The 22,429-nt window shown below is 60.3% G+C and carries 25 protein-coding genes; 8 read left to right on the forward strand and 17 right to left on the reverse strand.

Translation table 11 applies throughout. The features are described 5' to 3' along the window. The first annotated feature begins 474 nt into the window (after positions 1-474). Positions 475-1,698 (forward strand): methyl-accepting chemotaxis protein, encoded by a 1,224-nt coding sequence (locus ACA070_RS12480; RefSeq protein ID WP_497451943.1) that lies wholly within the window; start codon positions 475-477, stop codon positions 1,696-1,698. Positions 1,699-1,835: 137 nt separating this feature from the next. Here ACA070_RS12480 and ACA070_RS12485 read toward each other — a convergent pair whose 3' ends face one another. The 4 genes from ACA070_RS12485 to ACA070_RS12500 all read right to left on the reverse strand — a co-directional run bounded on the left by ACA070_RS12485 (position 1,836) and on the right by ACA070_RS12500 (position 3,271). Further along, entirely contained in the window at positions 1,836-2,075 is a 240-nt protein-coding gene (locus ACA070_RS12485) for a DUF2789 domain-containing protein (RefSeq protein ID WP_497451375.1), read from the reverse strand. 120 nt (positions 2,076-2,195) lie between these two features. Beyond that, positions 2,196-2,426: a hypothetical protein gene (locus ACA070_RS12490; RefSeq protein ID WP_497451376.1), complete on the reverse strand. Its 231-nt coding sequence runs from the start codon at positions 2,424-2,426 to the stop codon at positions 2,196-2,198. Between the two features lie 159 nt (positions 2,427-2,585). Then, positions 2,586-2,834 carry a hypothetical protein gene (locus ACA070_RS12495; protein WP_497451377.1) on the reverse strand — a complete coding sequence of 83 codons (249 nt, stop codon included), beginning with the start codon at positions 2,832-2,834 and terminating at the stop codon, positions 2,586-2,588. A 299-nt stretch (positions 2,835-3,133) separates the two neighbouring features. Further along, entirely contained in the window at positions 3,134-3,271 is a 138-nt protein-coding gene (locus ACA070_RS12500) for a hypothetical protein (protein WP_497452048.1), read from the reverse strand. Between ACA070_RS12500 and ACA070_RS12505 the strand changes: the two genes are divergently transcribed. The 4 genes from ACA070_RS12505 (at position 3,245) to ACA070_RS12520 (ending at position 5,745) form a co-directional block, all read left to right on the forward strand. Beyond that, the gene (locus ACA070_RS12505) at positions 3,245-3,715 is read left to right on the forward strand and encodes a hypothetical protein (protein WP_497451378.1); all 471 of its coding nucleotides are present in this window, start codon (positions 3,245-3,247) and stop codon (positions 3,713-3,715) included. The genes ACA070_RS12500 and ACA070_RS12505 overlap by 27 nt on opposite strands. After that, positions 3,715-3,918 (forward strand): hypothetical protein, encoded by a 204-nt coding sequence (locus tag ACA070_RS12510; protein ID WP_497451379.1) that lies wholly within the window; start codon positions 3,715-3,717, stop codon positions 3,916-3,918. The genes ACA070_RS12505 and ACA070_RS12510 overlap by 1 nt, the downstream gene beginning before the upstream one ends. A 117-nt stretch (positions 3,919-4,035) precedes the next feature. Next, the gene (locus tag ACA070_RS12515; protein ID WP_497451380.1) at positions 4,036-5,052 is read left to right on the forward strand and encodes an ABC transporter substrate-binding protein; all 1,017 of its coding nucleotides are present in this window, start codon (positions 4,036-4,038) and stop codon (positions 5,050-5,052) included. A gap of 255 nt (positions 5,053-5,307) precedes the next feature. After that, positions 5,308-5,745, forward strand: a complete 438-nt coding sequence (locus ACA070_RS12520; RefSeq protein ID WP_497451381.1) for a DUF3995 domain-containing protein — start codon at positions 5,308-5,310, stop codon at positions 5,743-5,745. A 143-nt stretch (positions 5,746-5,888) separates the two neighbouring features. Here the strand turns inward: ACA070_RS12520 and ACA070_RS12525 are convergent, their stop codons facing one another. The 7 genes from ACA070_RS12525 to ACA070_RS12555 all read right to left on the reverse strand — a co-directional run bounded on the left by ACA070_RS12525 (position 5,889) and on the right by ACA070_RS12555 (position 13,249). Beyond that, on the reverse strand, positions 5,889-6,251 hold the full coding sequence (locus ACA070_RS12525) for a Na+/H+ antiporter subunit G (RefSeq protein WP_438661177.1): 363 nt from the start codon (positions 6,249-6,251) through the stop codon (positions 5,889-5,891). Next, positions 6,248-6,526 carry a K+/H+ antiporter subunit F gene (locus ACA070_RS12530; protein ID WP_007935991.1) on the reverse strand — a complete coding sequence of 93 codons (279 nt, stop codon included), beginning with the start codon at positions 6,524-6,526 and terminating at the stop codon, positions 6,248-6,250. The genes ACA070_RS12525 and ACA070_RS12530 overlap by 4 nt, the downstream gene beginning before the upstream one ends. Further along, positions 6,523-7,011, reverse strand: coding sequence for a Na+/H+ antiporter subunit E (locus tag ACA070_RS12535; RefSeq protein WP_497451382.1), 489 nt, complete (start codon positions 7,009-7,011; stop codon positions 6,523-6,525). Before ACA070_RS12535 ends, ACA070_RS12530 begins: the two co-directional genes overlap by 4 nt. Further along, positions 7,008-8,693, reverse strand: a complete 1,686-nt coding sequence (locus ACA070_RS12540) for a monovalent cation/H+ antiporter subunit D (protein WP_497451383.1) — start codon at positions 8,691-8,693, stop codon at positions 7,008-7,010. Before ACA070_RS12540 ends, ACA070_RS12535 begins: the two co-directional genes overlap by 4 nt. Further along, positions 8,690-9,034 (reverse strand): Na+/H+ antiporter subunit C, encoded by a 345-nt coding sequence (locus ACA070_RS12545; RefSeq protein WP_007986256.1) that lies wholly within the window; start codon positions 9,032-9,034, stop codon positions 8,690-8,692. The genes ACA070_RS12540 and ACA070_RS12545 overlap by 4 nt, the downstream gene beginning before the upstream one ends. Next, positions 9,034-11,952: a monovalent cation/H+ antiporter subunit A gene (locus ACA070_RS12550; RefSeq protein ID WP_497451384.1), complete on the reverse strand. Its 2,919-nt coding sequence runs from the start codon at positions 11,950-11,952 to the stop codon at positions 9,034-9,036. Before ACA070_RS12550 ends, ACA070_RS12545 begins: the two co-directional genes overlap by 1 nt. Before the next feature lie 271 nt (positions 11,953-12,223). Further along, a complete protein-coding gene (locus ACA070_RS12555) occupies positions 12,224-13,249 on the reverse strand; it encodes a DMT family transporter (RefSeq protein WP_497451385.1) in 1,026 nt (341 codons plus the stop codon). Here ACA070_RS12555 and ACA070_RS12560 point away from each other — a divergent pair. Next, on the forward strand, positions 13,244-13,807 hold the full coding sequence (locus tag ACA070_RS12560) for a helix-turn-helix domain-containing protein (RefSeq protein WP_497451386.1): 564 nt from the start codon (positions 13,244-13,246) through the stop codon (positions 13,805-13,807). The genes ACA070_RS12555 and ACA070_RS12560 overlap by 6 nt on opposite strands. A gap of 90 nt (positions 13,808-13,897) precedes the next feature. Then, positions 13,898-15,331: an FAD/NAD(P)-binding protein gene (locus ACA070_RS12565; protein ID WP_497451387.1), complete on the forward strand. Its 1,434-nt coding sequence runs from the start codon at positions 13,898-13,900 to the stop codon at positions 15,329-15,331. 231 nt (positions 15,332-15,562) lie between these two features. Here ACA070_RS12565 and ACA070_RS12570 read toward each other — a convergent pair whose 3' ends face one another. The 5 genes from ACA070_RS12570 to ACA070_RS12590 form a co-directional block, all read right to left on the reverse strand. Next, entirely contained in the window at positions 15,563-15,787 is a 225-nt protein-coding gene (locus tag ACA070_RS12570) for a hypothetical protein (protein WP_497451388.1), read from the reverse strand. Between the two features lie 108 nt (positions 15,788-15,895). Continuing rightward, entirely contained in the window at positions 15,896-16,630 is a 735-nt protein-coding gene (locus ACA070_RS12575) for a substrate-binding periplasmic protein (RefSeq protein WP_497451389.1), read from the reverse strand. Positions 16,631-16,885: 255 nt separating this feature from the next. Further along, on the reverse strand, positions 16,886-17,227 hold the full coding sequence (locus ACA070_RS12580) for a hypothetical protein (protein WP_497451390.1): 342 nt from the start codon (positions 17,225-17,227) through the stop codon (positions 16,886-16,888). 321 nt (positions 17,228-17,548) lie between these two features. Then, complete coding sequence (locus tag ACA070_RS12585; protein WP_497451391.1) at positions 17,549-18,862, reverse strand: ATP-binding protein; 1,314 nt, start codon at positions 18,860-18,862, stop codon at positions 17,549-17,551. Beyond that, entirely contained in the window at positions 18,859-19,599 is a 741-nt protein-coding gene (locus tag ACA070_RS12590) for a response regulator (RefSeq protein WP_497451392.1), read from the reverse strand. The genes ACA070_RS12585 and ACA070_RS12590 overlap by 4 nt, the downstream gene beginning before the upstream one ends. 293 nt (positions 19,600-19,892) lie before the next feature. Between ACA070_RS12590 and ACA070_RS12595 the strand changes: the two genes are divergently transcribed. Beyond that, positions 19,893-20,138 carry a DUF2790 domain-containing protein gene (locus tag ACA070_RS12595; protein ID WP_497451393.1) on the forward strand — a complete coding sequence of 82 codons (246 nt, stop codon included), beginning with the start codon at positions 19,893-19,895 and terminating at the stop codon, positions 20,136-20,138. A 784-nt stretch (positions 20,139-20,922) separates the two neighbouring features. On the opposite strand, the gene ppnN is transcribed toward ACA070_RS12595, so the two are convergent. Then, the gene (gene ppnN / locus ACA070_RS12600; protein WP_497451394.1) at positions 20,923-22,296 is read right to left on the reverse strand and encodes a nucleotide 5'-monophosphate nucleosidase PpnN; all 1,374 of its coding nucleotides are present in this window, start codon (positions 22,294-22,296) and stop codon (positions 20,923-20,925) included. Between the last annotated feature and the right edge of the window lie 133 nt (positions 22,297-22,429).

Raw genomic sequence — 22,429 nt, forward strand, 5'->3', positions numbered from 1 at the left:
TGCAACGCCCCACTACTAATGGACCATAGATAATGGCCCGATAGTGGCGTTTAATGCCTGCACAACAATTAGAAGGACCATGGGGTGACGAAGATGACGAGAGACGGATCTCTGGTTGCGGCAGTGCCCGCACCAGTGTTTTTGCCGAAAAACCTTTGGCTGACGCCAACCCTGCAAAGCATCGCCCTGATGCTCCTGCTATCCGGCATGGCGCTGGGTGGCTGGTCGCTTTACCTTTGCCTGCCACTGGCCATTCTGGTTATCTGGCTGCCACGCCTGCGCTCACGCGCCACTCCCCAGGCAACCCCTTCCGACGGCGCCAGTGCCATCGCCGAGTTGACTCGCGATCTTTCCTACACCACCAGTCATAACGCCTTGTCGGCCGCAGGCGTAGCCTTTTCGGTCAAGCAACTGGCGGACAAACTGCAATCGCAACTCGACGCGGCGGCGCAAATCGTCAGCAACGCCGAAGTGATGATCGCGACCGAACAAGCCACCTCGAAACTCAGTCGCGAAGCCCTCAGTGCGGCCAGCGAAGCTCATCAGAGCAGCGCAGCAGGGCGTACGGAATTGATTGAATCCATCAGCCGCATGCATCAGCTCAGTCAGCGCGCCAGCAGCAGCCGTGAACTGATCGAGGCCCTGAGCCTGCGCAGTGACGATATTCAACGGGTCACCCTGGTGATTCAGTCCATCGCCAGTCAGACCAACCTGCTGGCCTTGAACGCCGCAATCGAAGCGGCCCGGGCCGGGGAACACGGTCGCGGGTTCGCTGTGGTGGCGGATGAGGTTCGCGGTCTGGCAGCGCGCACGGCGACGGCAACCGGCGAAGTCGGGGAGATGGTCGCCGATATCCAGCAGCGCACGGCGCAAGTGGTGGAGCAGATCCGCCAACTTTCCAGCGACCTCGACACCGGTGTCGAGCAGGTCGAGCACACCGGCCAGCACCTGGAAAACATTGCGCGTCTGGCCGCCGGCGTCGAAAGCCAGGTCGGGGAAATCGCCAGGGGCGCGGACACCAATCGCGAACAACTCGACAGCCTGTTCCACGCCATCGAACAGATGCGCAGCGACCTGGCGGTCAGCGACCAACAGACCCAGCGCCTGGCTCAGGCTGCAGTGCAAATGGAAGGTCAGGCCGAAACCATCAGCGAGCGTCTTGCCGAAGTCGGGCTGGATGACTACCACCAACGGATTTATGACTTGGCCCGCGAAGGCGCGAGCCAGATTGCCGCGCGTTTTGAAGCGGACATCGATCAGGGCCGTGTCAGCCTTGATGATCTGTTCGATCGCAGTTACCAGGCAATTCCCAACACCAGCCCTGCCAAGTTTCAGACCCGCTTCGATCGCTACACCGATCAGGTCTTGCCGGCGATCCAGGAACCGTTGCTGCCGCGCCATGAAGGCCTGGTGTTTGCCATCGCCTGCACCCAGCAGGGTTATGTGCCCACCCACAACACCATTTTCAGCCAGCCGCTGACCGGCGATGCGCAGGTCGATACGGTACAAAACCGCACCAAGCGCAAATTCGCCGACCGCACCGGCATCCGCTGTGGCAGCCATCAACAACCCGTGTTGTTGCAGACCTACACCCGCGACACCGGCGAACTGATGCACGACCTATCGGTGCCGATCATGCTCAAGGGGCGGCATTGGGGTGGATTGCGGTTGGGCTACAAGCCCGAGAGTCCTCGCTAGAGGCGTGATGCTGGCTTTTGTGGCGAGGGAGCTTGCTCCCGCTGGACTGCGCAGCAGTCCCATCTTGGGGCCGCTTCGCAGCCCAGCGGGAGCAAGCTCCCTCGCCACAAGTTTATCGTTGACTCAAGGTTGGCGGGTCAGTGAACCTGGTGCATACGCAGGTTCAGGTCATCGACCACCCGCGCCCAATCGGCGTCTTCTCGCAATTGTTCTTTGAGGAAACCGGCTTGTTGCGGCGTCCAGAACTCGGCATCGATGAGTTTCTTGTCGTCGGCCAAAGGGGAATGGCTGGCGATGAAATCGTCGATGGCTTGCTGGCTGGAGTCCAGGCCGAGCTGGTCGAACAAACCTTTCAAGTCGTGGGTAGGTGAATCCATCTTTATCTCCTTGCGGTCGCGATCTGAGGTGCGGCTTCATTGCATCTGAGGGGGCCGCGCTTCAGGAGTTCGAAAGCGATGTTGGAAAGCAGGAGAGAGCATAGACGGCAAATCCGACGATCAGGCTTTCAATGCACCTTCATCGACGGCAGTTTTCAATGCCTGGGCGGCTTCCTTGGCGGCGATGGCGGCGACATCCGAGGTCTTGAACCAGCGATCCTTCTCGACCTGATGATACGTCTCCTTGGTCAACGGTGGTTTAGGACGCATGACAATGACTGCCTGGAATTCGCCTTCGACCTCTCTGGCTTCGCCCCGGATAAAAAACTCACCGATATCAAATTCCGTCACGTAGCTGCCTTCCCTTGAAAATATGTTGTTGTATTGAACGCCGTCCGTCCTGAGGACGGATTTCATTGGTCGGGCAGTATGGCAGCAGTTGCCTGCCGGCGGCTGAGTTAAGTCGCCGGCATGACGAAACGTCTATTGGCATGAATGCAGACGAACGCGTCAGACGCGTGACTCGAGTGAGCGGGCGAGGGCGCAGGCTTCGTTATGGCAGCCACGGAAACCTCTTACACGGCCGGTGGAAATTTCCTTGATATGGAAGAAGGCGTTACCGGCCAGTACCACTTGAAAGCGTGCCAGCAGAAAGCTTTCCGGCTGCAACTCATGCGGCTGGAACAGCATCGGGAGCAAGGGGACGGAGCTGTTTGCGCGTTCTGTTTGGGAGGAAGCGAAGTGAGTCATTGTGCACATGTGAAGTCCTTTTCATTGTTTTGCCGACGTGTGTACGTCGTTTTGGGTAGTCTCGGCGAGCATGGCTGCTCTAGAATCACCCTCACTGGTGGGCGAATGGTGTTCATCTAAAGCAATTTTTTACTGGCGATATGTCGGAAAAGTGCTTTTTTTAAAGAGATTTTTCCCTAAAGTTGGTAATCCGGTTTCCTCTGGCTGTAAGAAGGGCGTTTTCCTTCAACATCTGACGACTTTCACAGAGGACGGCGCGAGGGGTATTCCAGTAATCTCACTGACCTCGCGAGGCACGAGCGCTCTGCTCAGCTCAGGATTTCAATCCGGGTTTTACGGTAAACCTTCGGCATGGCCGCTTTTTTCTGCTGTTCGCTTTTTCTGCGTGCGGCATCATTTTCAGATGTGGGGATGTTTCCTTGGCAGTAAGTAATCTCGATATGCATGCTTTGTTCGTGCTGGGTGATTTGCGCGCAAAGCTGGTTAAACAGTTCCAGTCACGTTTCGTTTACATCACCGAACAGAACGCTGAAGGCATTTACATTGCCGAGATCGACACCGAAGAGGCACTGGTGGTCGATGACAAGCCTGGGCTCAAGCTCAAGGTCGGCGATCATTTCACTGCTTCGGTATTGCCCAGTCGTGAAGGCGGCAAGCTCGACATCAAGTTCCGTGAAATCAAACTGACGGTATACGGGCTGGGCGATTACGCCTTTGTCACCACCGCAGACGGTCACGCGATTGTGTTCAAGGAAGGTCATAGCGTGGTGATGGTTTTCGCCGCCCACCAGCAGTTGCAGGAAGGCCTGACCAAAACCCTGAAAGCCGTGACCGCCAAAGCCGCCAAGTGGCGCAAGGGCGAACTGGTCACGTTCAAGGCCGGCGAGTAGTGACCCTGACCCGCGCTGATTTCCACGAACAGAACCAGGCCAGTGCGCAAGTCGAAGCCCGGCGGCTGTTCGAGCAGAAGGCTGTTCTGCAGGGAGGCTGGCTGAGTTGGGTGGCGTCACAGATCTATACGCTGCGCCCGGCGGCGTACGCCAGCATGGTAAGAAGAGAGCTGGCTCGCTTGCAGGAAATTTCCGAAAAGTAATTCATGCCCCTCGAAAGCAGGAACCTCTACTACAGTCAGTTGACTGAGTATTCAGAGGCTTGCGGTCTTCTGCCAGGCCATCCTGCTATTGCTGTGAACAGCACGAGGTGCAAAAGCATGAAAGGATTTCGACGGTTGCTGGCCGTTGCCCTGGCCACGTTTGGCGTGTTGAGTTCATCCCTTCCGGTATCCGCTGCCCAGGCGCCGATCCACTTCGCCGACCTGAACTGGGAAAGTGGCAGCCTGATCACCGACATCCTGCGGATCATCGTCGAGAAGGGCTACGGCTTGCCGACCGACACCTTGCCCGGCACCACCATCACCCTGGAAACCGCACTGGCCAACAATGACATTCAGGTCATTGGCGAAGAGTGGGCCGGTCGCAGTCCGGTCTGGGTCAAGGCTGAAGCCGAGGGCAAAGTCGTGAGTCTGGGCGATACGGTCAAGGGGGCGACTGAAGGCTGGTGGGTGCCCGAATATGTGATCAAGGGCGACCCGGCCAAGGGCATCAAGCCGCTGGCGCCCGGTTTGCGCAGTGTCAGTGATCTGCCAAAGTACAAGGATGTGTTCAGCGATCCGGAAAGCCCGGGCAAGGGACGCTTCCTCAACAGCCCGATCGGCTGGACGTCGGAAGTGGTGAACAAGCAGAAACTCACGGCCTATGGCCTGAACGACAGCTATGTGAATTTCCGCAGCGGTTCCGGGGCGGCGCTGGATGCAGAGATTAGTTCGTCGATCCGTCGCGGCAAGCCGGTACTGTTTTATTACTGGTCACCGACGCCGCTGCTCGGGCGCTTCAAGCTGATCCAGCTGGAGGAGCCACCCTTTGATGCCGAAGCCTGGAAAACCCTGACGGACGCTGACAACCCCAATCCGAAACCGACTCGCTCGCTGGCCTCGAAGCTGTCGATCGGCGTGTCCACGCCTTTTCAGAAGCAGTATCCGCAGATTGCCGATTTCTTTAGCAAGGTCGATTTTCCGATCGATCCATTGAACAAGGCGCTGGCTGAAATGAGCGAAAAACACACCCCGCCACGTCAGGCGGCGGAGGCGTTCATGAAGGCGCACCCGGATGTTTGGCAGGCGTGGGTGCCGAAGGATGTGGCGGATAAGGTTTCCGCCAGTCTTCAGTGAATCCTGTGGCGAGGGAGCTTGCTCCCGCTGGGCTGCGAAGCAGCCCTAAATCCTATCAACTCATATCTTCAGGTTTACGCATTATTTCTGATGACGACTGCTACGCAGCCGAATGGGACGGTGCGGCGTTCCGACGAGCTCCCTCGCCACAAGACATGTGCAGGGTTAAAAAGAGTCTGCACCGCCACCAAATACCCTTACAAAAACGTTCAAGGAGGTTCATCCTGCTGCGACATTTCACGCTGGATGTCTAATATGAGCCTGATGATCGCGCAAGGGATGGCTGCCATCTTTCTGTTGATCAGCCTGATCCACCTGTACTGGGCGGCAGGTGGCAAGTTGGGTAGCGAGGCGGCGGTCCCGCGAATATCGCCTGAGGGTGGCGGGGAACCCAGGCCGGCGTTCAAGCCGTCGGGGTTTGCCACGTTGCTGGTCGCGGTGGGATTGCTGTTGATCGCGATGCTGGTATGCCTGCGGGTCGGCCTGTACTTGCCGGCGGTGCAGCACTGGGCGCTGCAATGGGTGATCAGCGCCATTGCGATGCTGATGTTTGCCCGGGCGATCGGCGATTCGAACCTGGTGGGGTTCTTCAAGCAGGTCAAGGACTCGAAGTTCGCCCGGTTCGACACCTGGGCTTATTCACCGTTGTGTGTGGTGTTGGGGGCCGGGTTGTTGGCAGTGGCCTGGATCTGAGTTGCCCTGACTGACGCCTTCGCGAGCAGGCTCACTCCCACAGTGGATTTTCAGTGAACACAGATTGTGTGTCTGACAGAGATCAACTGTGGGAGTGAGCCTGCTCGCGATGAGGCCAGTCGAATCACCGCAAACCTCTAAACCTAACCCTGATTCTCAGTGCGCCGACTACTCACCTCGGCCGGCACATCATCCCCCGCCATGCGCTTGCGAAACAGCGCCGCCCGGGCCAGCAGCAACGTGGTCACCGGCACCGTGATCGACAGCAGGATCGGAATCAGCCAGGCATGCAGCACCGGCCCCGACTTGAGCGCCGAAAAGTAGATGATCGAGGCCAGCGCCACGCACCACGCGCCCAGTGTCGAGGCCAGCGCCGGTGGGTGCATGCGCTGAAAGTAATCCTTCATCCGCACCAGGCCAATGGCGCCGATCAGCGCAAACACGCTGCCGAGCACCAGCAGGATCGCCACCGGAATTTCAACCCACAAAGACAGTTCCGCGTTCATTCGATCACCTCGCCACGCAGCAGGAATTTGGCCAGGGCAAACGAGCCGACGAAACCGAACAGGGCGATCAGCAGCGCCGCCTCGAAATAAGTGTCACTGGCATAACGAATGCCCAGCGCCAACATCATCAGCATCGCAATGATGTACAGGTAGTCCAGTGCCAGAACCCGGTCCTGGGCCGACGGGCCTTTGAACAGGCGAATCAGGGTCAGGATCATCGCCAGGGAAAAAATGAACAGGCTCAGCAGGATCGCGTTCGACAGCAATTCGCTCATTCGAAGATCTCCATCAAGGGGCGCTCATAGGTCGCCTTGAAGTGCTCGATAAACAGCGCTTCATCATCCAGATCGAACACGTGCAGCAACAGGATGCTGCGGTCCAGCGCCAGTTCCGACCAGACCGTCCCGGGGACCACCGTGCAGATCATCGACAGCGCCGCGAGGCCATTGGCATCGCGCAAGTCCAGCGGCACTTTGATGAAACGCGAGCGCGGTGGACGGCGACCGGCGTTGAGCACGCCCCAGGCCACGGCCAGGTTCGACACCAGCACATCGCGACCGACCAGGAAGAACAGACGCAGGATCACCCCGGGCCGACGAATGCGGATCGGCAGCGGCCGCAACTTGCGCATCATCAATGGCGCGCAGAACCCCAGCACCGCGCCGAGCAACAGGTTGCCGGGGCTCATCGACAAGTTCAGCACCAACCACAGCAGCCACAAGGCCAGCGACAACCACGGTGCCGGAAACAAATGCTTCATGGCTGCACCTCCAGCATCGCCGCCCTGGCTTCCGGGCTCGGAACCACACGGGTGCCCAGCACCGCCATGACGTATTGCTGCGGGTTGTTCAAGGCATCGGCGGCGGCCTGGGTATAACGCATCAGCGGCTCGGCCTTGAATGTCAGCGCAACGCTCAGCCCCAGCAGGACGATGATCGGCACGCACTCGAAGCGGCGCAACAAGGGCGATGGCCGTTCTTCGGGTGTCCAGAAACGCTGGATACCCAACCGCGAGAAGGCGATCAACGACGCTAGCCCGGACAGGATCAACAACGCCAGCAACCCCCACGCCGCATTCGATACCGGTTCATCGGTTCCATTGCCCAACCCCAACGGGTTAAGCAGGGCGCTCAGCAGGCTGAGTTTGCCGATGAACCCGGACAGCGGCGGCATGCCGATGATCAGCAGCGCGCAAGCAATGAAGCTCAAACCGAGGAACGCCATGGTCCAGGGAATCACCTGGCCGACCACGGCTTTCTGTTCGTCATCGAGGTTGATGCCTTTGGGCGGTTGCAGGGATTCCATCGGCCGTGGCAGCAGGTCGCCGTCGTCGAACAGCGGCATTTCATTGGCCGAACGGGAGCGCTCGATTAATTCCGCGAGCAGGAACAACGCGCTCAACGCCAGGGTCGAGCTGACCAGATAGAACAGCGCCGCGCCGATCAGGTTGGGCTGGGCAAAACCGATGGCCGACAACAGGATCCCCGCCGACACCAGAATGCTCAGGCTGGCCAGGCGTTCCAGCCGTTGTGCGGCGAGGATCGCCACGCCGGCGCAGACGATGGTCGCCATGCCGCCATAGATCAGCCAGTCGCCGCCGAAGTATGCCGACGCCCCGGCCTGACCGGAGAACAGCAGGGTCCACAGGCGTAGCAAGGTGTACACGCCGACCTTGGTCATGATCGCGAACATCGCCGCCACCGGCGCGCTGGCCGCCGAGTAGGCCGGCACTAGCCAGAAGTTCAGCGGCCACATCCCGGCCTTGGCCAGGAACGCTACCGCGAGAATCCCCGCGCCGGCATGCAGCAGGCCGCGATCGGCTTCCGGGACCAGCGGGATTTTCAGCGCCAGATCAGCCATGTTCAGCGTGCCGGTGACGCCATAGATCAGCGCCGCGCCGATGAGGAACAGCGACGACGCCAGCAGGTTGATCGAGATGTAATGCAAGCCCGATGACACCCGAGCCCGGCCCGAGCCGTGGAGCATCAGGCCGTAGGAGGCTGCCAGCAGCACCTCGAAAAACACAAACAGGTTGAACAGGTCCGCGGTCAGGAATGCGCCGTAAAGGCCCATCATCTGGATCTGGAACAGCGCATGGAAACTCGAACCGGCGCCGTCCCAACGGGCCATGGCGAACAGCAAGGTGCTGACGCCGATGATCCCGGTCAGCACCAGCATCAACGCCGACAGGCGATCGACCACCAGCACAATACCGAACGGCACCTGCCAGTTGCCCGGCAGGTACACGCCGATCGAGCCGGGCACGCCGGTGGTCTGCGTCCATTGCAGCAACAGCACGGAGATCCCCAGGCCCAGCAGGCTGGAGAACAGGTTGATCTTGGCCTTCAACGGGCGATGTTTCTCGCCGAGCATCAGCATAATGGCGGCGGTCAGCAGCGGCAGCAGAATCGGTGCGGCGATCAGGTGCGTCATCGCATTCATTCTTTAGGCTCCCGGCCATCCACATGGTCGGTCCCGGTCAAGCCGCGGGAGGCCAGCAGCACCACCAGAAACAGCGCGGTCATGGCAAAGCTGATCACGATGGCGGTCAGCACCAGCGCTTGCGGCAACGGGTCGGTGTAATGCAACAAGTCCTGCGGCACGCCGTCCTTGATGATCGGTTCCTTGCCGATGAACAGGCTGCCCATGCTGAAGATGAACAGATTGACGCCGTAGGAAAGCAGGCACAGGCCCATCACCACCTGAAACGTCCGTGGTCGCAGGATCAGCCAGACGCCCGACGCGGCCAGTACGCCGATGGCGATTGCGATGACTTCTTCCATCAGACGGCTCCTTTGGTGGCGACGGATCTAGGCAGGGCCGCGGTTTTGTGACCCCGAACCGATTGGTGCGCGAGGGCGGTGAGGATCAACAGCGTCGAACCGACTACTACGGCGTAGACGCCGATGTCGAAGAACAGCGCACTGGCGATGTGGATGTCGCCCAGCACCGGCAGTCCGAAATGCCAGGTGTGGGTGGTCAGGAACGGGTATCCGGCGGCCATCGCGCCGAGCCCGGTGACCGTGGCGAACAGCAAGCCGGTGCCCATCCAGCGCAGCGGTCGCAGGCTCATTTGCGCCTCGACCCACTGAGTGCCGGCCACCATGTATTGCAGGATGAACGCGACCGACATCACCAACCCGGCGACAAAACCGCCACCCGGTTGATTGTGCCCGCGCATGAACAGGTAGAAGGACACCACCACTGCAATCGGCAACAGCAGGCGCACCAGCACCGCCGGGACCATCATGAAGCCGAGCGCGGTGTCGCTGGCCTGACGCGGGTTGACCAGGTCGGTGACGACGTCGGGCGCCAGCAGGCGTTGCTGGGCTGGCAACTGCAGGCTTTCTTTCGGCGGACGGAAGCGTCGCAGCAGGGCGAACACGGTCAGGGCCACGGCCGCCAATACGGTGATTTCACCGAGGGTGTCGAAGCCACGGAAGTCCACCAGCATCACGTTGACCACGTTGCTGCCGCCGCCTTCGGGCAGGGCGCGACTGAGGTAGAACGAGGAAATGTCGTTCGGCGTCTGGCGCGTCAGCATCGCGTAGGACAGCAACGCCATGCCGCCACCGACCACGGTCGACAGCAGCAAGTCTCGGATACGACGCACGCGTGCCTTGCGCAGGGTGCTCGGTAGCGGCGACACCTCTTCGATCCGCCGAGGCAACCAGCGAAGGCCGAGGAGGATCAGCACCGTGGTCACCACTTCGACCGCCAGTTGCGTCAGCGCCAGGTCCGGCGCCGAGAACCACACAAACGTGACGCAGGTCATCAGGCCGCAGACGCTGACCATGGTCAGGGCCGCGAGCCGGTGATACTTGGCCTGCCACGCCGCGCCGAGGGCGCAGGCAATCGCCAGCAGCCAGAGGGTCACGAACACGATCGACCCCGGAATCTTCGGCCGGTCACCCCAGCTCAGGCTGCTGTGCAGCATCGGGATCAACCCGGCGAACACCGCCGCGAGGACCACCAGGAACAATTGGGTTTGCAGGCGTTTGGTGCTGATCCGCCGCTCCAGCCGACGGGCCAGGCGCATCATGATCACCAGGCTGCGCTCGAACTGGCGCTTGCCGTTGAACCGTCCAATGATCGGCGGATATTTGAAACGCCCGAGTTTGAGCTGATTGCGCAACAGCAGATACAGCACGATGCCGCAGGACATGGCGATCAGGCTCATGATCATCGGCGCGTTCCAGCCGTGCCAGATTGCCAGGCTGTATTCAGGCAGGACTCCGCCCACCACCGGCAGGGCCGCCGCGGCCAGCAACGGGCCGACCACTTGCGCCGGGAAAATCCCCACGACCAGGCAGGCGAACACGAGCAGTTCCACCGGCGCGCGCATCCAGCGTGGCGGTTCGTGCGGGGTGTGCGGCAGGTCGGTGGCGGTCGGGCCGAAGAACACGTCGACGGTAAAACGCAGCGAGTAGGCGACGCTGAAGGTGCCGGCGATGGTCGCGACAATCGGCAAGGTCATCTCGATCCAGGCCGTGGCGTTGATGAACACGGTTTCGGCGAAGAACATCTCTTTCGACAGGAAGCCGTTGAGCAGCGGCACGCCGGCCATCGAGGCGCTGGCGACCATGGCCAGGGTGGCGGTGAACGGGATCAGCTTGATCAGGCCGCTGAGCTTGCGAATGTCGCGGGTGCCGCTTTCGTGGTCGATGATCCCGGCGGCCATGAACAGCGAGGCCTTGAAAGTGGCGTGGTTGAGGATGTGAAACACCGCGGCCACGGCGGCCAGCGGACTGTTCAGGCCCAGCAGCAAAGTGATCAGGCCCAGGTGGCTGATGGTCGAGTAGGCCAGCAGGCCCTTGAGGTCGTTCTGGAACATCGCGCAGTACGCGCCGAGCAACAGGGTGCAAGCACCGGCACCGCTGACGATGTAGAACCATTCTTCACTGCCGGATAGCGAGGGCCACAGCCGCGCGAGCAGAAACACCCCGGCCTTGACCATGGTCGCCGAGTGCAGATAGGCCGAAACCGGTGTCGGCGCCGCCATCGCGTGGGGCAGCCAGAAGTGGAAGGGGAATTGCGCACTTTTGCTCAGGGCGCCGATCAGGATCAGGGGCAGCAGGATAGGGTAGAGGTAGTGGGCGCGAATCAGATCGCCGGCGGCCAGGACCTTGTCTAGGTCATAGCTGCCGACCACATGGCCGAGCAGCATGACCCCCGCCAGCAAGCACAATCCGCCTGCGCCGGTGACCATCAGCGCCATATAGGCGCCGCGTCGCGCATCGGCGCGGTGGTGCCAGTAGCCGATCAACAGGAATGAAAAGAGACTGGTCAGCTCCCAGAAAAACACGATCTGGATCAGGTTGCCGGAGATCACCAACCCGAGCATCGCGCCCATGAACGCCAGGAAAAACGCAAAGAACCGCGGCACCGGATCGTCCGGCGACATGTAATAGCGGGCGTATAAAGAAACCAGGGTGCCGATGCCCAGCACCAGCATCGAGAACAGCCAGGCGAAACCGTCCATGCGCAGGACGAAGTTCAGGCCCAGGCTGGGCAGCCAGAAAAACTCTTCACGAATGACGCCGCCATGGGCGATTTGCGGGTACAAGAGGGCGACCTGAACGGTGCCAATCAAGGCAACCAGACCAGCCAGCAACGATTCGGTGTTACGCGCGTTGTGTGGCAGCAAAGCCGCCAGACAGCTGCCGATAAAAGGCAGAAGCAGTAGAACTATCAGGGACATAGGCTTCTAATCTGCGGAAGTTTGTGAAGCATCATACGTGCCAGCTCCCGGATCACCAAACGCCAAGCTGTCGCAGAATCCTACAAGATAGATGGGAAAAGCCTGATTCACATTGTTTCAAAGGGGTGTATTCAGCAGGTCTGGCCCCTTCGCGGGCAAGCCACGCTCCCACAGGTTTTGTGTCGATATCAATGCATGCGAACGACACAAAACCTGTGGGAGCGTGGCTTGCCCGCGAAGGCAATCGACTTGGCGCTACAAATGTTGCGTTCTAACCCTGTGTCTCCTGCTCCAACTCTTCCTCGGTCGCAGCAGCCTTACCCTTGGTCTTCAACTCACTCACAATCACCGCCGCCACAATCAACCCCGCACCCACCAACGCAATCGCCGGCAACCGCTCCCCGGCAATCCTTCCAACAATCCCGGCCCACACCGGCTCTCCTGCATAAATCAACGTCGCCCGGGTCGGTGAGACACTCTGCTGCGCCCAGTTCATCGCCACCTGAATCGCCGCGCTCGCTGCGCCCAAGCCAAGCGCACTGCACAACAACAGCCATGAGAAATCCGGAATCACTTCCTGAGTCGGCACCACCATCAGGAACGACAACACCGAGGTGGTCGCCAGTTGCACCACCGTCACCCGGCGCACATCGACTTGACCGGCATAAGTGCTGATCAGAATGATCTCCGCCGCAATCGCGACAGCGCTGATCAACGTAGCGACTTCACCCGGACTGAAATTAAAGGAAGCACCGGCCGGCCCGGACAGCAACATCAACCCGGTGAACGCCAGCATGATCCCGATGCTCGGCATCAGCCCCGGGCGCCGCCCCAGCACCAGCCATTGCAGCAACGGCACGAAGGGCACGTACAGCGCAGTAATAAACGCCGACTGACTGCTGGGAATGCTCTGCAAGCCGACAGTCTGCAAGCCGTAACCCAGCATGATCGCCACGCCGATAAACGCGCCAGCCTTGAGTTCGAACAGGGTCAGTTCCCGCAGGTGACGCCAGGAGAACAGCGCCACAATGATCGCCGCCGCGGCAAAGCGCAGGCCGACGAAAAACATCGGCCCGCTGACGGTCATTGCGTGCTGGACCAGCAAGAATGTCCCGCCCCAGACCATGGTGATCAGCACCAGCACGCATTCGGCCTTGCTGAACCGCGAGAAACGGGAAGAAGTGTGAGAGGCGTTCACCGACGTCATGACCTTGCGCGCTACCTGAGGGGGACGCACAATGCGCCGAATGTTGCGCAGTATACTGCCCAACCCCACCAAGTGAGCAATATAGTGCACAAAGATTCTACCCCGCGGGCTTCGGTCCTTCAGCACGTCAGCCAGAACGTTCGACGCCTGCGCCATGCTGCCGACATGAGCCAGACCGCGCTGGCCGAAAAGTCCGGGGTCAGCCGCCGCATGCTGGTGGCCATCGAGGCCGGCGAGAAAAACGTCAGCCTGACCACCCTCGACCGCGTGGCCGAAGCGCTGGACGTGGCGTTCAGCGATTTGATCCAGGCCCCGGACGCCCGCGACCCGAGCCGCATCAATGAAGTCGCCTGGGCCGGAACGATTCCCGGCAGCAAAGCCGTTTTACTGTCCAAAGCCACCGCTACCCGAGAAGTGGAACAGTGGGAATGGTGCCTGCAACCGGGGGAGATTTATCCGTCGCAACCGGATGCGGAGGGTTGGAGTGAGCAGATCTATGTGTTCGCAGGCTGCTTGACGTTGATGCTGGGAGATACGCCGCATCAGATTGGCGCGGGTGAGTTTTTCATGTTTGCCAGTGACCAGCCGCATTCCTATCGCAATGATGGGGCGGTGGCAGTGCAGTTTGTGCGTAACGTAGTGATCTAATTGTTCGCCAATCAACACTGGACAGACATTTTGCTGTTCCTATTATCGTTCAGGAGATTTCGAGATAAACCATTGACCAGTGAGAACGCCATGACTCAAACCCAACGCGGACAGGCGCCCGACGCCATCCGCCACGCGGACATCCTGATCGTCGGCGGCGGGCTCAGCGGGGCGACGCTGGCGGCGCAGTTGTTGCGATTGCCTGGCAAGCGTTCGTTGCTGGTGGTCGAACCGCGCGCCGAACTCGGCCGGGGCGAGGCGTACAGCGCGGTCGAGTTGGGCCACACGCTCAACGGCAATGCCGCACGCATGAGCGTCGACCCGGACAACGCCGACGATCTGACCCAATGGTTGACCGAGCACATCGCGGCGGGTGGCTGGCCGGAGTCGGATGAGCAGCATGTGCCGATCAGCGAATTGTTCCCGCCCCGGGGGCTTTTCGGTGTGTACGTGCAGCAGCGCCTGGCGGAAGCGCAAGCGGTGGGCGCGGTGAATGGTTCAACGGTCGAGCATGTGCAGGCCGAAGTGGTTGATCTACAAACCCGCGACGATTCCGTGCTGCTGACCCTGAATGACGGGCAACGGTTGCAAGGTGCTTATGCGGTGCTGGCCACGGGGATGTTTCCTGCCGCGCGCACGCCGCAGACCGAGTCCAGCGGCTTGAACGCTGCAGCGCTTGATCCGTGGGATATCGCGGCCATGCGCCGGTTAGACCCTCAGTCAACGGTGTTGATCATCGGTTCGGGCCTCACCATGGTCGATGCCGTGGTGTCGCTGGAGCAGGCCGGGCATCGCGGGCCGATCGAAGTGTTTTCCCGTCACGGCTTGCTGCCGCACGTGCGCCGGCAACCGCCGGCCTGGGTGGATTTTCTCGCCGAGGATCAGAGCATTTGCACGCCTCGACAGTTGGTGCGCGAACTGCGTCGGCATTGCCGGGATGCCATCGCTCAAGGGATCGACTGGCAGTCGCCGCTCGACACCGTGCGGGCGCATATTGGCCGGTTGTGGAATCAGGCGACGGACGTGCAGCGTCGGCAGTTCGTGCGGCATGTGCGGCCCTGGTGGGAAAGTCATCACCATCGCTCGCCTCCCTTGAGTGCCGAACTGGTGGCACGGCTGCACGAGGAAGGGCGGTTGCGGATTCAGGCGGCGTCGTTCAAGGGGCTGGAATCGACGGTCAAGGGGCGGGTGTGCATTCGCATCCGCCGTCGGGGTGAGGTTGAAACCACGGTGGTCAGCGGCGCGGCGTTGATCAATTCCAGTGGTATCGAATACGACTGGCGCCGGGTGGCCCGACCGTTACCACAACAACTGCTGGCGCGCGGTCTGATTCGCCCGGGGCCGTTGGCGTTGGGGATTGCGGCAGCGGTTGATGGCGCAGTGCTGGACGCCGATGGGCAGGTTGCCCAACGACTGTTCGCCATGGGCCCGCCGTTGCGGGGTATGTGGTGGGAAAGCACGGCCGTCACCGACGTGGCCAGCCAGGCCAAAGCCCTCGCCGAACGACTCGCCCGAGCTTTGTAGCAGCTGTCGAGCTTGCGAGGCTGCGTTCGGCGGCGAAGCCGTCGTGAAATCAGACGATGCGGTGTTTCAGATCCAACACGGTCACAGGTTTTACGACTGCTTCGCAGCCGAACGCTGCCTCACGCTGCTCGACAGCTGCTACATGGGATCGGTGATCACCTGATACGAAGAAACCCCGGGTAGATCGGATCTACCCGGGGTTTCTTGTTTCAAGCAGCGCAAAGCCGTTGATCAATAACGCTGATACTTCGAACCAAACTCAGGGCGGTTTTCAGCGACGTAGAGTTTGCTTGCCTGGCTGTCTTTGTGATCAACGCCGACAGTGTTCACGTTCAACGTAGCCGGTTGGCTGACTGTAGCCGCGGCAACAACTTGCGAAGTGGCGTGTGGGGCGGCGATGGCGGATGTAGCGCCAAGAACCGAGAGGGCGAAACCAAGACCGATGATGCTTTTCATGATGTTGCTCCAGTAGGGTGGGGAGAAGATGTGCCCACTGTAGTGCTGGAGCGTTGTGATGAAAAAACACCCTTGCGCATAGTTGTTATCGAGCGCGTTGATCCACCGTCAGCGGGGTGGGTTGTCGTTGAGCCAACGCTGCTTGAGCTGTTCGAGACGTCCGTCGCGGCTCATCTCCTCCAGCGCCTGCTGCCAACGCGCCACCTGACGAGCATCAGTGAGCGGAGAAAACGCGATGTAGGTGCCTTGCTTCATCAGCGGCATTTGGTAATGCAATTGACTGGGCGCCAGGCCTTCTTCCCGCGCCAGGGTGGGAGCGGAGAGGGTGTCCGCCACCACGAAACGGGTTCGGCCCAGGCGCGCCAGGCGCATCATTTTTTCGGGTGTTTCCACGCCGTATAGATTGTTCAAACCCTGCTTCTGCAAGTAGCTGTAGACCAGCCATTTTCGCGGGACAACGATGCGGTCCAGGCTGCCGGCTTCCTGCAAACTGCGCACCGGTTGCTGGGTGGCATTGGCGGAGTAGAGCGCCGTTTCCACTTCCATCAAGGGACCGACCCACTGGTACTGGGCATCGCGCTCAGCGGTGCGCATCACGGTAAACACCCCGGTGGCTGGCTCGGTGGTGGCGATACGCAAGGCGCGCAGCAAAGGGACTTGTAGAAAATGCACCTTGTCGCCGGCACTGTCGGCCAGGGCTTGCACCACATCCACGCCAAATCCCACCAGTTGGTTGCCTTGCTGGAAATGCAGGGGCGGATGGTTGTCGGTGAGCAGGTTCAGATCGGCCGCTACCGCAGTGAATGTCAGGAAAGACAGCAGGCAACCGGCAATGCGCTTCATGAATCGTCCTTGATTGAATGAGGTGCAAATCTTAGTACGCGCTTATGCAACTGTCTCGAGAAATTGTCGGACTATTGCGTCAGATTTCAGGATTTATGAGCGTGTACAAAAGGTGGCAGGCAAAACACTAAACAACTGTGGGAGTGAGCCTGCTCGCGATGAGGCCCTGCCAGTCAATATCATTGTTGAATGACACACCGCCATCGCGAGCAGGCTCGCTCCCACATTTGAACTCAGCCGGTTTGTAGAGCTTGATCAGTAGCGCTGATATTTAGAACCGAATTCAGGGCGGTTTTCCGCGACAACCACACCGCCTTGTACGGCATTCTTCGGGCTGATCAGCGCGACGCGCTCACGCAGTTCTTGCAGGCGATCCGCGCCGCCTTCAGCCACACGATTCTTTTGCAGGTTTTCAGAGCCATATTCAGCGACGCGATTTTGTTGCAGTCGGTCCGAACCACCTTCCACCAGCAGTTGCTGGATTTGGCTGTGGGACACAGTGCTGGTGGTGCTGGCCGATGCCAGGTTCGACAGGCCGAGACCCCCAACCAGTGCCAGACCGAGTGCCAGGGACGAGACTTTCGAGAAGTTGAACATGGTGTGATTCTCCGTGCGCTTAAGTTTGAGTGGGTCAGTAGCTGCTGCTATCTGGTGGACTCAGTTAAACGCCCGGGTGTATCGGCGATGTGTGCTCGAACGCGCTGAAATCGGCTTCTACGTATCCGTTCGGGGTTCATATACAGACGGATACAAAACCCTTCGACTTTCTACGTTCTGTAGCAGCTGCCGAGCAGCGCGAGGCTGCGTTCGGCTGCGAAGCAGTCGTAAAACCTGTAACCGCGTTGCATCCGACAAACCGCATTCGCTGAGCTACGACTGCTTCGCAGCCGAACGCAGCCTCGCGCAGCTCGGCAGCTGCTACACGTGGTGGGCAGCGAGGGTAAGTTCAGCGCACAAGCCGCCGCCTTCGCGGTTGCTCAGGGTCAGCGAACCGCCTATGGCCAGAGCCAGTTGCTGCGCGATGGCCAGGCCCAGGCCCGTGCCGCCGGTATTGCGGTTGCGTGAATTCTCGACGCGATAGAACGGCATCAAGACCTGCGCCAGTTCCTCTTCGGCGATCCCCGGCCCGCGGTCCAGCACCTTGATGGAATGACTGCCGTCGGCCTTCGATACCACCTGCAACTCGGCGGCACCGGCGAATTTCAGCGCGTTATCCGTCAGGTTAACCAGCACCCGGCGCAGGGCATGGGGGCGAGTATCAATAACCCCGGCGTTGTCGCCGTTCAGCTCCACGGCCTTGCCCATGTCCTGATAGTCGTAGACCAGGCTGTTGAGGAACGAATCCAGATTGATTCGGCAACTGGCTTCGGTGGAACCGTGAACGCTTCGGGCATAGGCCACGCCTTCGCGCACCAGGTGCTCGATTTCGCTGAGGTCGTTCGAGAGTTTTTCTTTCTCGCTGGAATCGTCCATGAACTCGGCCCGGAGCTTCATGCGGGTGATCGGGGTTTGCAGGTCATGGGAAATCGCCGCCAGCAGTTGCATGCGCTCTTTCAGGTAGGCGGCAATGCGCGCCTGCATGGCATTGAACGCCCGGGCGGCATGGGCGACTTCGGTCGGGCCTTTTTCGTCCAGATGCACCGCATGGGTGTTCGGGTCCAGGGTGTCCACTGCCTGAGCGAGGCGGGTGAGGGGGCGGATGGCGACTCTGACCGCCAGCCAGGTGCAGATCAATAAAAGGGTCAGCTGCACCAGCAATACCATCGGTAACCATGAGGACAGCGGCATCACCGACGGCCGGACATCGATGGTGAGCGGGCTGCCATCGGCGAGTTTCAGGTGCGCCTGGAAATGCTGCTTTGCGTCTTCAATGCGAGTGAAGGCCAGGGCATATTGCTCACCGACAGCGTCCTGGATGGACTGCACCGCGTCGTGGGCATCCTTGAGGTTGATTGGCGTGCCTGGCAGGCCTTCGCCCAGCGAGTAGCGATAGGTTCGGCGCTCGAAGCGTGGCACCCAGTCGGCGCGTTCGGCGGCCGGCAAGCGGTCGAGGATCGAGACCGCAATCGACACATCGTTTTCCAGGTTGCCCAGCAGCATGGCTTCCGCACTGCGATAACGTTCGTAGAACTGCACGCCGAAGGACAGGCCGTGAGCGACGATCAGGCCTGCCAGAAAAATCAGCGACAGCCGGGACGCCAGCGTACGTGGCCAGTGCAGGGAGAGTTTCATGATTCTGCGCCGAGCAATTCCACGGGGTAGGAGAACACGTAGCCTTCGCTACGCACGGTTTTGATGTAGGTCGACTCCCGGGAGTCATCCATCAGCCGTTGGCGCAGGCGGCTCACCAGCAAGTCGATGGAACGGTCGAACAGGTCGGCGTCGCGGCCTTGGGTGAGGTTGAGCAATTGGTCACGACTGAGCACGCGCTGCGGGTGATCGAGGAAAACCCTGAGCAAGCGATATTCGGCGCCACTGAGTGCAACCATCGTGTTGTCTTCGTCCAGCAAGTGGCGGGCGGTGGTGTCCAGGCGCCAGCGGCCGAAACCCAGCAACCGGCCGCTTTCGGTGATGAGCAGGTTGGGCGGCAGCATTCGGGTGCGGCGCAGCACGGCGTTGATCCGCGCCAGCAATTCGCGGGCGGCGAACGGCTTGGTCAGGTAGTCGTCGGCGCCCATTTCCAGGCCGAGGATGCGGTCGGTTTCGTCGTTGCGGGCGGTGAGCATCAGGATCGGCGTGGCTTTGTGCTTGCCCGAGCGCAATTCGCGGCACAGCAGCAGGCCGTCATCGCCGGGCATCATGATGTCGAGCACGATCAGGTCCACGGTGTTGGCGTCGAGAAAGCTGCGCATCTGCCGGCCATCGGCAACCACGGTGGTGCGCAGGCCGTTCTTCTTCAGGTAATTACCGACCAGTTCGCGGATCTCGCGATCGTCGTCGACGATCAAAATGTGGTTCACGTGTTCCATTGCTCAACCCTCTTGTTATTCGCACGTCGCGCATTCTAGGGAGCCGTACCGCACCTGCCTGCTGGCCTTTGTATCTCACTGTATCTGGTGGTGACTTTGATACATGGGCATACAAGACGGGTTTTTTCAGGTGCGTGTGTATCGAACTGTATCGGGTGCTCTGTGTGACACCTTACGCCTTAATAGTCCCGGTTTTACGACACATGGCAGATACCTCCGGCCGGTTAAATGGGTTCCATCGAGACAGGGCGACTTGCCTTGCTCCACTGCCCATCGACTTAGAGGACATGATCATGAACTGGAACAAACTGGTTGCCGCTGGCTTCTTTGCTGTCTTGAACGTTGCGGCGTTTTCGGCCCATGCGGATGTTCAGGCGCACGGTACCCACCTGGATATCAAGAAGGTGATTTCTACTGTAGAAGACGGCGGGGCGAATTGCGGGATTGTGAATGCGAGGATGACGTATCTGGATTCCAGCGGTGTGCAGAAGGTGCTTGATTACAGCAAGTTTGCGGCGTGTGGGAATCAGGGCGGTTGACCTTGGCGGCCTTCGGGCCGACCAGGTTCCCCCCGGATGCACTCAGTCCCTGTAGGAGCGAGGCTTGCCCGCGAAGGCGGCCTGACAGCCGACCGATTTCTTTCAGGTGTACATATCCATTCCTGCGGTAACGGCGGCTTATGGTTCCGCCCTTACGGCGTGTCACTTTTTCAAACGCCAAAAAGTAACCAAAAGGCTTCGCCCCAACGTCCAGCCCCTCGCCTAGGCTCGGCGTACCCTCGCTCCAGCATTCATCTGGGGGCATCGCCTCCGGTCGGCTTCGCTTCGACCTCCTCTCGATGTGTGCGGCTTCGCCGCACGGCGCTTCGCGCCTACCCCCCAGATGAACGCCTCCACTCGGCCTCCCGACGGGGCGGGTAGATCAAAATCAAGAGCTGCAGGCGAGCTAACGCTCGGCCTGTTGAGTGGTGAGGGGCGGAAGGTGTACGCCGATCTAATTGTGGGAGTGAGCCTGCTCGCGATGGCGGCCTGACAGCCGACCTGGTGTTGGCGGATGCACCCATTCCCCTGTGGGAGCGAGCCTGCTCGCGATTAGGTCCTGTCAATCAACATCAATGTTGGCTGACACACCGCCATCGCGGGCAAGCCACGCTCCCACAGGGGAAAGAGTCGGGCACAAAACCGGCGTTCGACACCGCTTTACTGTGGGAGCGAGCCTGCTCGCGAATGCGGTGTGCCATTCAGCATTGATGTTGGCTGTCACTCCGTCATCGCGAGCAGGCTCGCTCCTATAGTGGGTTGGCTATTTGTCAGGCACCCTTTCTTACGAAACCACCTGATAACAAGGAACATAAGCCGCGCCACCCGGCAGTTTCATCCGGTGCTGGGCAACGAAGGCCTTGAGCAGTTGATCCAGTGGATGCATGACCGCAGCATCGCCACGGATCTGGTAAGGCCCGTGTTCTTCGATCAGGCGGATGCCCTTGTCCTTGACGTTGCCGGCGACGATGCCGGAGAACGCGCGGCGCAGGTTGGCCGCCAGTTCGTGGGCGGGCAAGTCGCGGCTGAGTTTCAGGTTGGCCATGTTTTCGTGGGTCGGGTCGAACGGGCGCTGGAAGCCTTCGTCGATTTTCAGCAGCCAGTTGAAATGGAACGCGTCGTTGCGCTCGCGGCGGAACTGTTTGACCGCTTTGAGGCCTTGAGTCATCTGGCGCGCGACTTCAGCCGGGTCGTCGATGATGATTTCGTAGTGCTGTTTCGCGGCGTCACCCAGCGTCGCGCCGACGAAGGCGTCCAGTTGCTCCAGATACGGTGCGGCATGTTTCGGCCCGGTGAGGATGACCGGGAAGGGCAGGCCGGCGTTGTCCGGGTGCATCAGGATGCCGAGCAGGTACAGGAACTCTTCAGCCGTGCCGGCGCCGCCCGGGAAGATGATGATGCCGTGGCCTACGCGCACGAAAGCTTCCAGGCGTTTCTCGATGTCCGGCAGGATCACCAGTTCGTTGACGATCGGGTTCGGCGCTTCGGCGGCGATGATGCCGGGCTCGGTCAGGCCCAGGTAACGGCCGCCGTGGATGCGCTGTTTGGCGTGGGCGATGGTCGCGCCTTTCATCGGGCCTTTCATCACGCCGGGGCCGCAACCGGTGCAGATGTCGAGGCTGCGCAGGCCCAGTTCGTGGCCGACTTTCTTGGTGTATTTGTATTCTTCGGTGTTGATCGAGTGGCCGCCCCAGCACACCACGATCTTCGGCTCGACGCCGGGGCGCAGGGTGCGGGCGTTGCGCAGCAGGTGGAACACGTAGTCGCTGATGCCCTGGGACGTGCTCAGGTCGATGCGCTGGGCGTCGAGTTCGTTTTCGGTGTAGACGATGTCACGCAGGGCGCTGAACAGCATTTCCCGGGTGCTGGCGATCATTTCGCCGTCGACGAAGGCGTCGGCCGGGGCGTTCAGCAGTTCCAGGCGTACGCCGCGGTCCTGCTGGTGAATGCGGATTTCGAAGTCTTTGTAGGCTTCGAGAATGGTCTTGGCGTTATCAACATGGGCGCCGGTATTGAGGATGGCCAGGGCGCACTGGCGGAATAAGGTGTAGGTGCTGCCGGATCCGGCTTCGCTCAGTTGCTGTACTTCACGTTGAGAAAGGGTTTCCAGGCTGCCTTTAGGGCTGACGGAGGCGTTGATTACATGTCGTTGGGTCATTCAATGATCCTTAAAACGATGTCATTCATACAGGCAAATGGCATCCGAATAGTGTGTATCCATGAAAGAAGATGGCACGAACTGCGCTGTATCGCCATGTTCCCCGATTGATGATGAAAAGATGAAGAGACGC

Source organism: Pseudomonas sp. LBUM1678 (assembly GCF_059695575.1).

What these genes read in the sequence shown, in the direction of transcription:
- ACA070_RS12570 (WP_497451388.1), bottom strand. Translation starts at nt 15,787, where the DNA reads ATGAAAAGCATCATCGGTCTTGGTTTCGCCCTCTCGGTTCTTGGCGCT.
- ACA070_RS12495 (WP_497451377.1), bottom strand. Translation starts at nt 2,834, where the DNA reads ATGTGCACAATGACTCACTTCGCTTCCTCCCAAACAGAACGCGCAAAC.
- ACA070_RS12545 (WP_007986256.1), bottom strand. Translation starts at nt 9,034, where the DNA reads ATGGAAGAAGTCATCGCAATCGCCATCGGCGTACTGGCCGCGTCGGGC.
- ACA070_RS12585 (WP_497451391.1), bottom strand. Translation starts at nt 18,862, where the DNA reads ATGAAACTCTCCCTGCACTGGCCACGTACGCTGGCGTCCCGGCTGTCG.
- ppnN (WP_497451394.1), bottom strand. Translation starts at nt 22,296, where the DNA reads ATGACCCAACGACATGTAATCAACGCCTCCGTCAGCCCTAAAGGCAGC.
- ACA070_RS12535 (WP_497451382.1), bottom strand. Translation starts at nt 7,011, where the DNA reads ATGAAGCATTTGTTTCCGGCACCGTGGTTGTCGCTGGCCTTGTGGCTG.
- ACA070_RS12530 (WP_007935991.1), bottom strand. Translation starts at nt 6,526, where the DNA reads ATGAGCGAATTGCTGTCGAACGCGATCCTGCTGAGCCTGTTCATTTTT.
- ACA070_RS12515 (WP_497451380.1), top strand. Translation starts at nt 4,036, where the DNA reads ATGAAAGGATTTCGACGGTTGCTGGCCGTTGCCCTGGCCACGTTTGGC.
- ACA070_RS12525 (WP_438661177.1), bottom strand. Translation starts at nt 6,251, where the DNA reads ATGAACGCGGAACTGTCTTTGTGGGTTGAAATTCCGGTGGCGATCCTG.
- ACA070_RS12485 (WP_497451375.1), bottom strand. Translation starts at nt 2,075, where the DNA reads ATGGATTCACCTACCCACGACTTGAAAGGTTTGTTCGACCAGCTCGGC.
- ACA070_RS12540 (WP_497451383.1), bottom strand. Translation starts at nt 8,693, where the DNA reads ATGAATGCGATGACGCACCTGATCGCCGCACCGATTCTGCTGCCGCTG.
- ACA070_RS12550 (WP_497451384.1), bottom strand. Translation starts at nt 11,952, where the DNA reads ATGTCCCTGATAGTTCTACTGCTTCTGCCTTTTATCGGCAGCTGTCTG.
- ACA070_RS12500 (WP_497452048.1), bottom strand. Translation starts at nt 3,271, where the DNA reads ATGCATATCGAGATTACTTACTGCCAAGGAAACATCCCCACATCTGAA.
- ACA070_RS12580 (WP_497451390.1), bottom strand. Translation starts at nt 17,227, where the DNA reads ATGTTCAACTTCTCGAAAGTCTCGTCCCTGGCACTCGGTCTGGCACTG.
- ACA070_RS12520 (WP_497451381.1), top strand. Translation starts at nt 5,308, where the DNA reads ATGAGCCTGATGATCGCGCAAGGGATGGCTGCCATCTTTCTGTTGATC.
- ACA070_RS12565 (WP_497451387.1), top strand. Translation starts at nt 13,898, where the DNA reads ATGACTCAAACCCAACGCGGACAGGCGCCCGACGCCATCCGCCACGCG.
- ACA070_RS12575 (WP_497451389.1), bottom strand. Translation starts at nt 16,630, where the DNA reads ATGAAGCGCATTGCCGGTTGCCTGCTGTCTTTCCTGACATTCACTGCG.
- ACA070_RS12480 (WP_497451943.1), top strand. Translation starts at nt 475, where the DNA reads ATGATCGCGACCGAACAAGCCACCTCGAAACTCAGTCGCGAAGCCCTC.
- ACA070_RS12595 (WP_497451393.1), top strand. Translation starts at nt 19,893, where the DNA reads ATGAACTGGAACAAACTGGTTGCCGCTGGCTTCTTTGCTGTCTTGAAC.
- ACA070_RS12590 (WP_497451392.1), bottom strand. Translation starts at nt 19,599, where the DNA reads ATGGAACACGTGAACCACATTTTGATCGTCGACGACGATCGCGAGATC.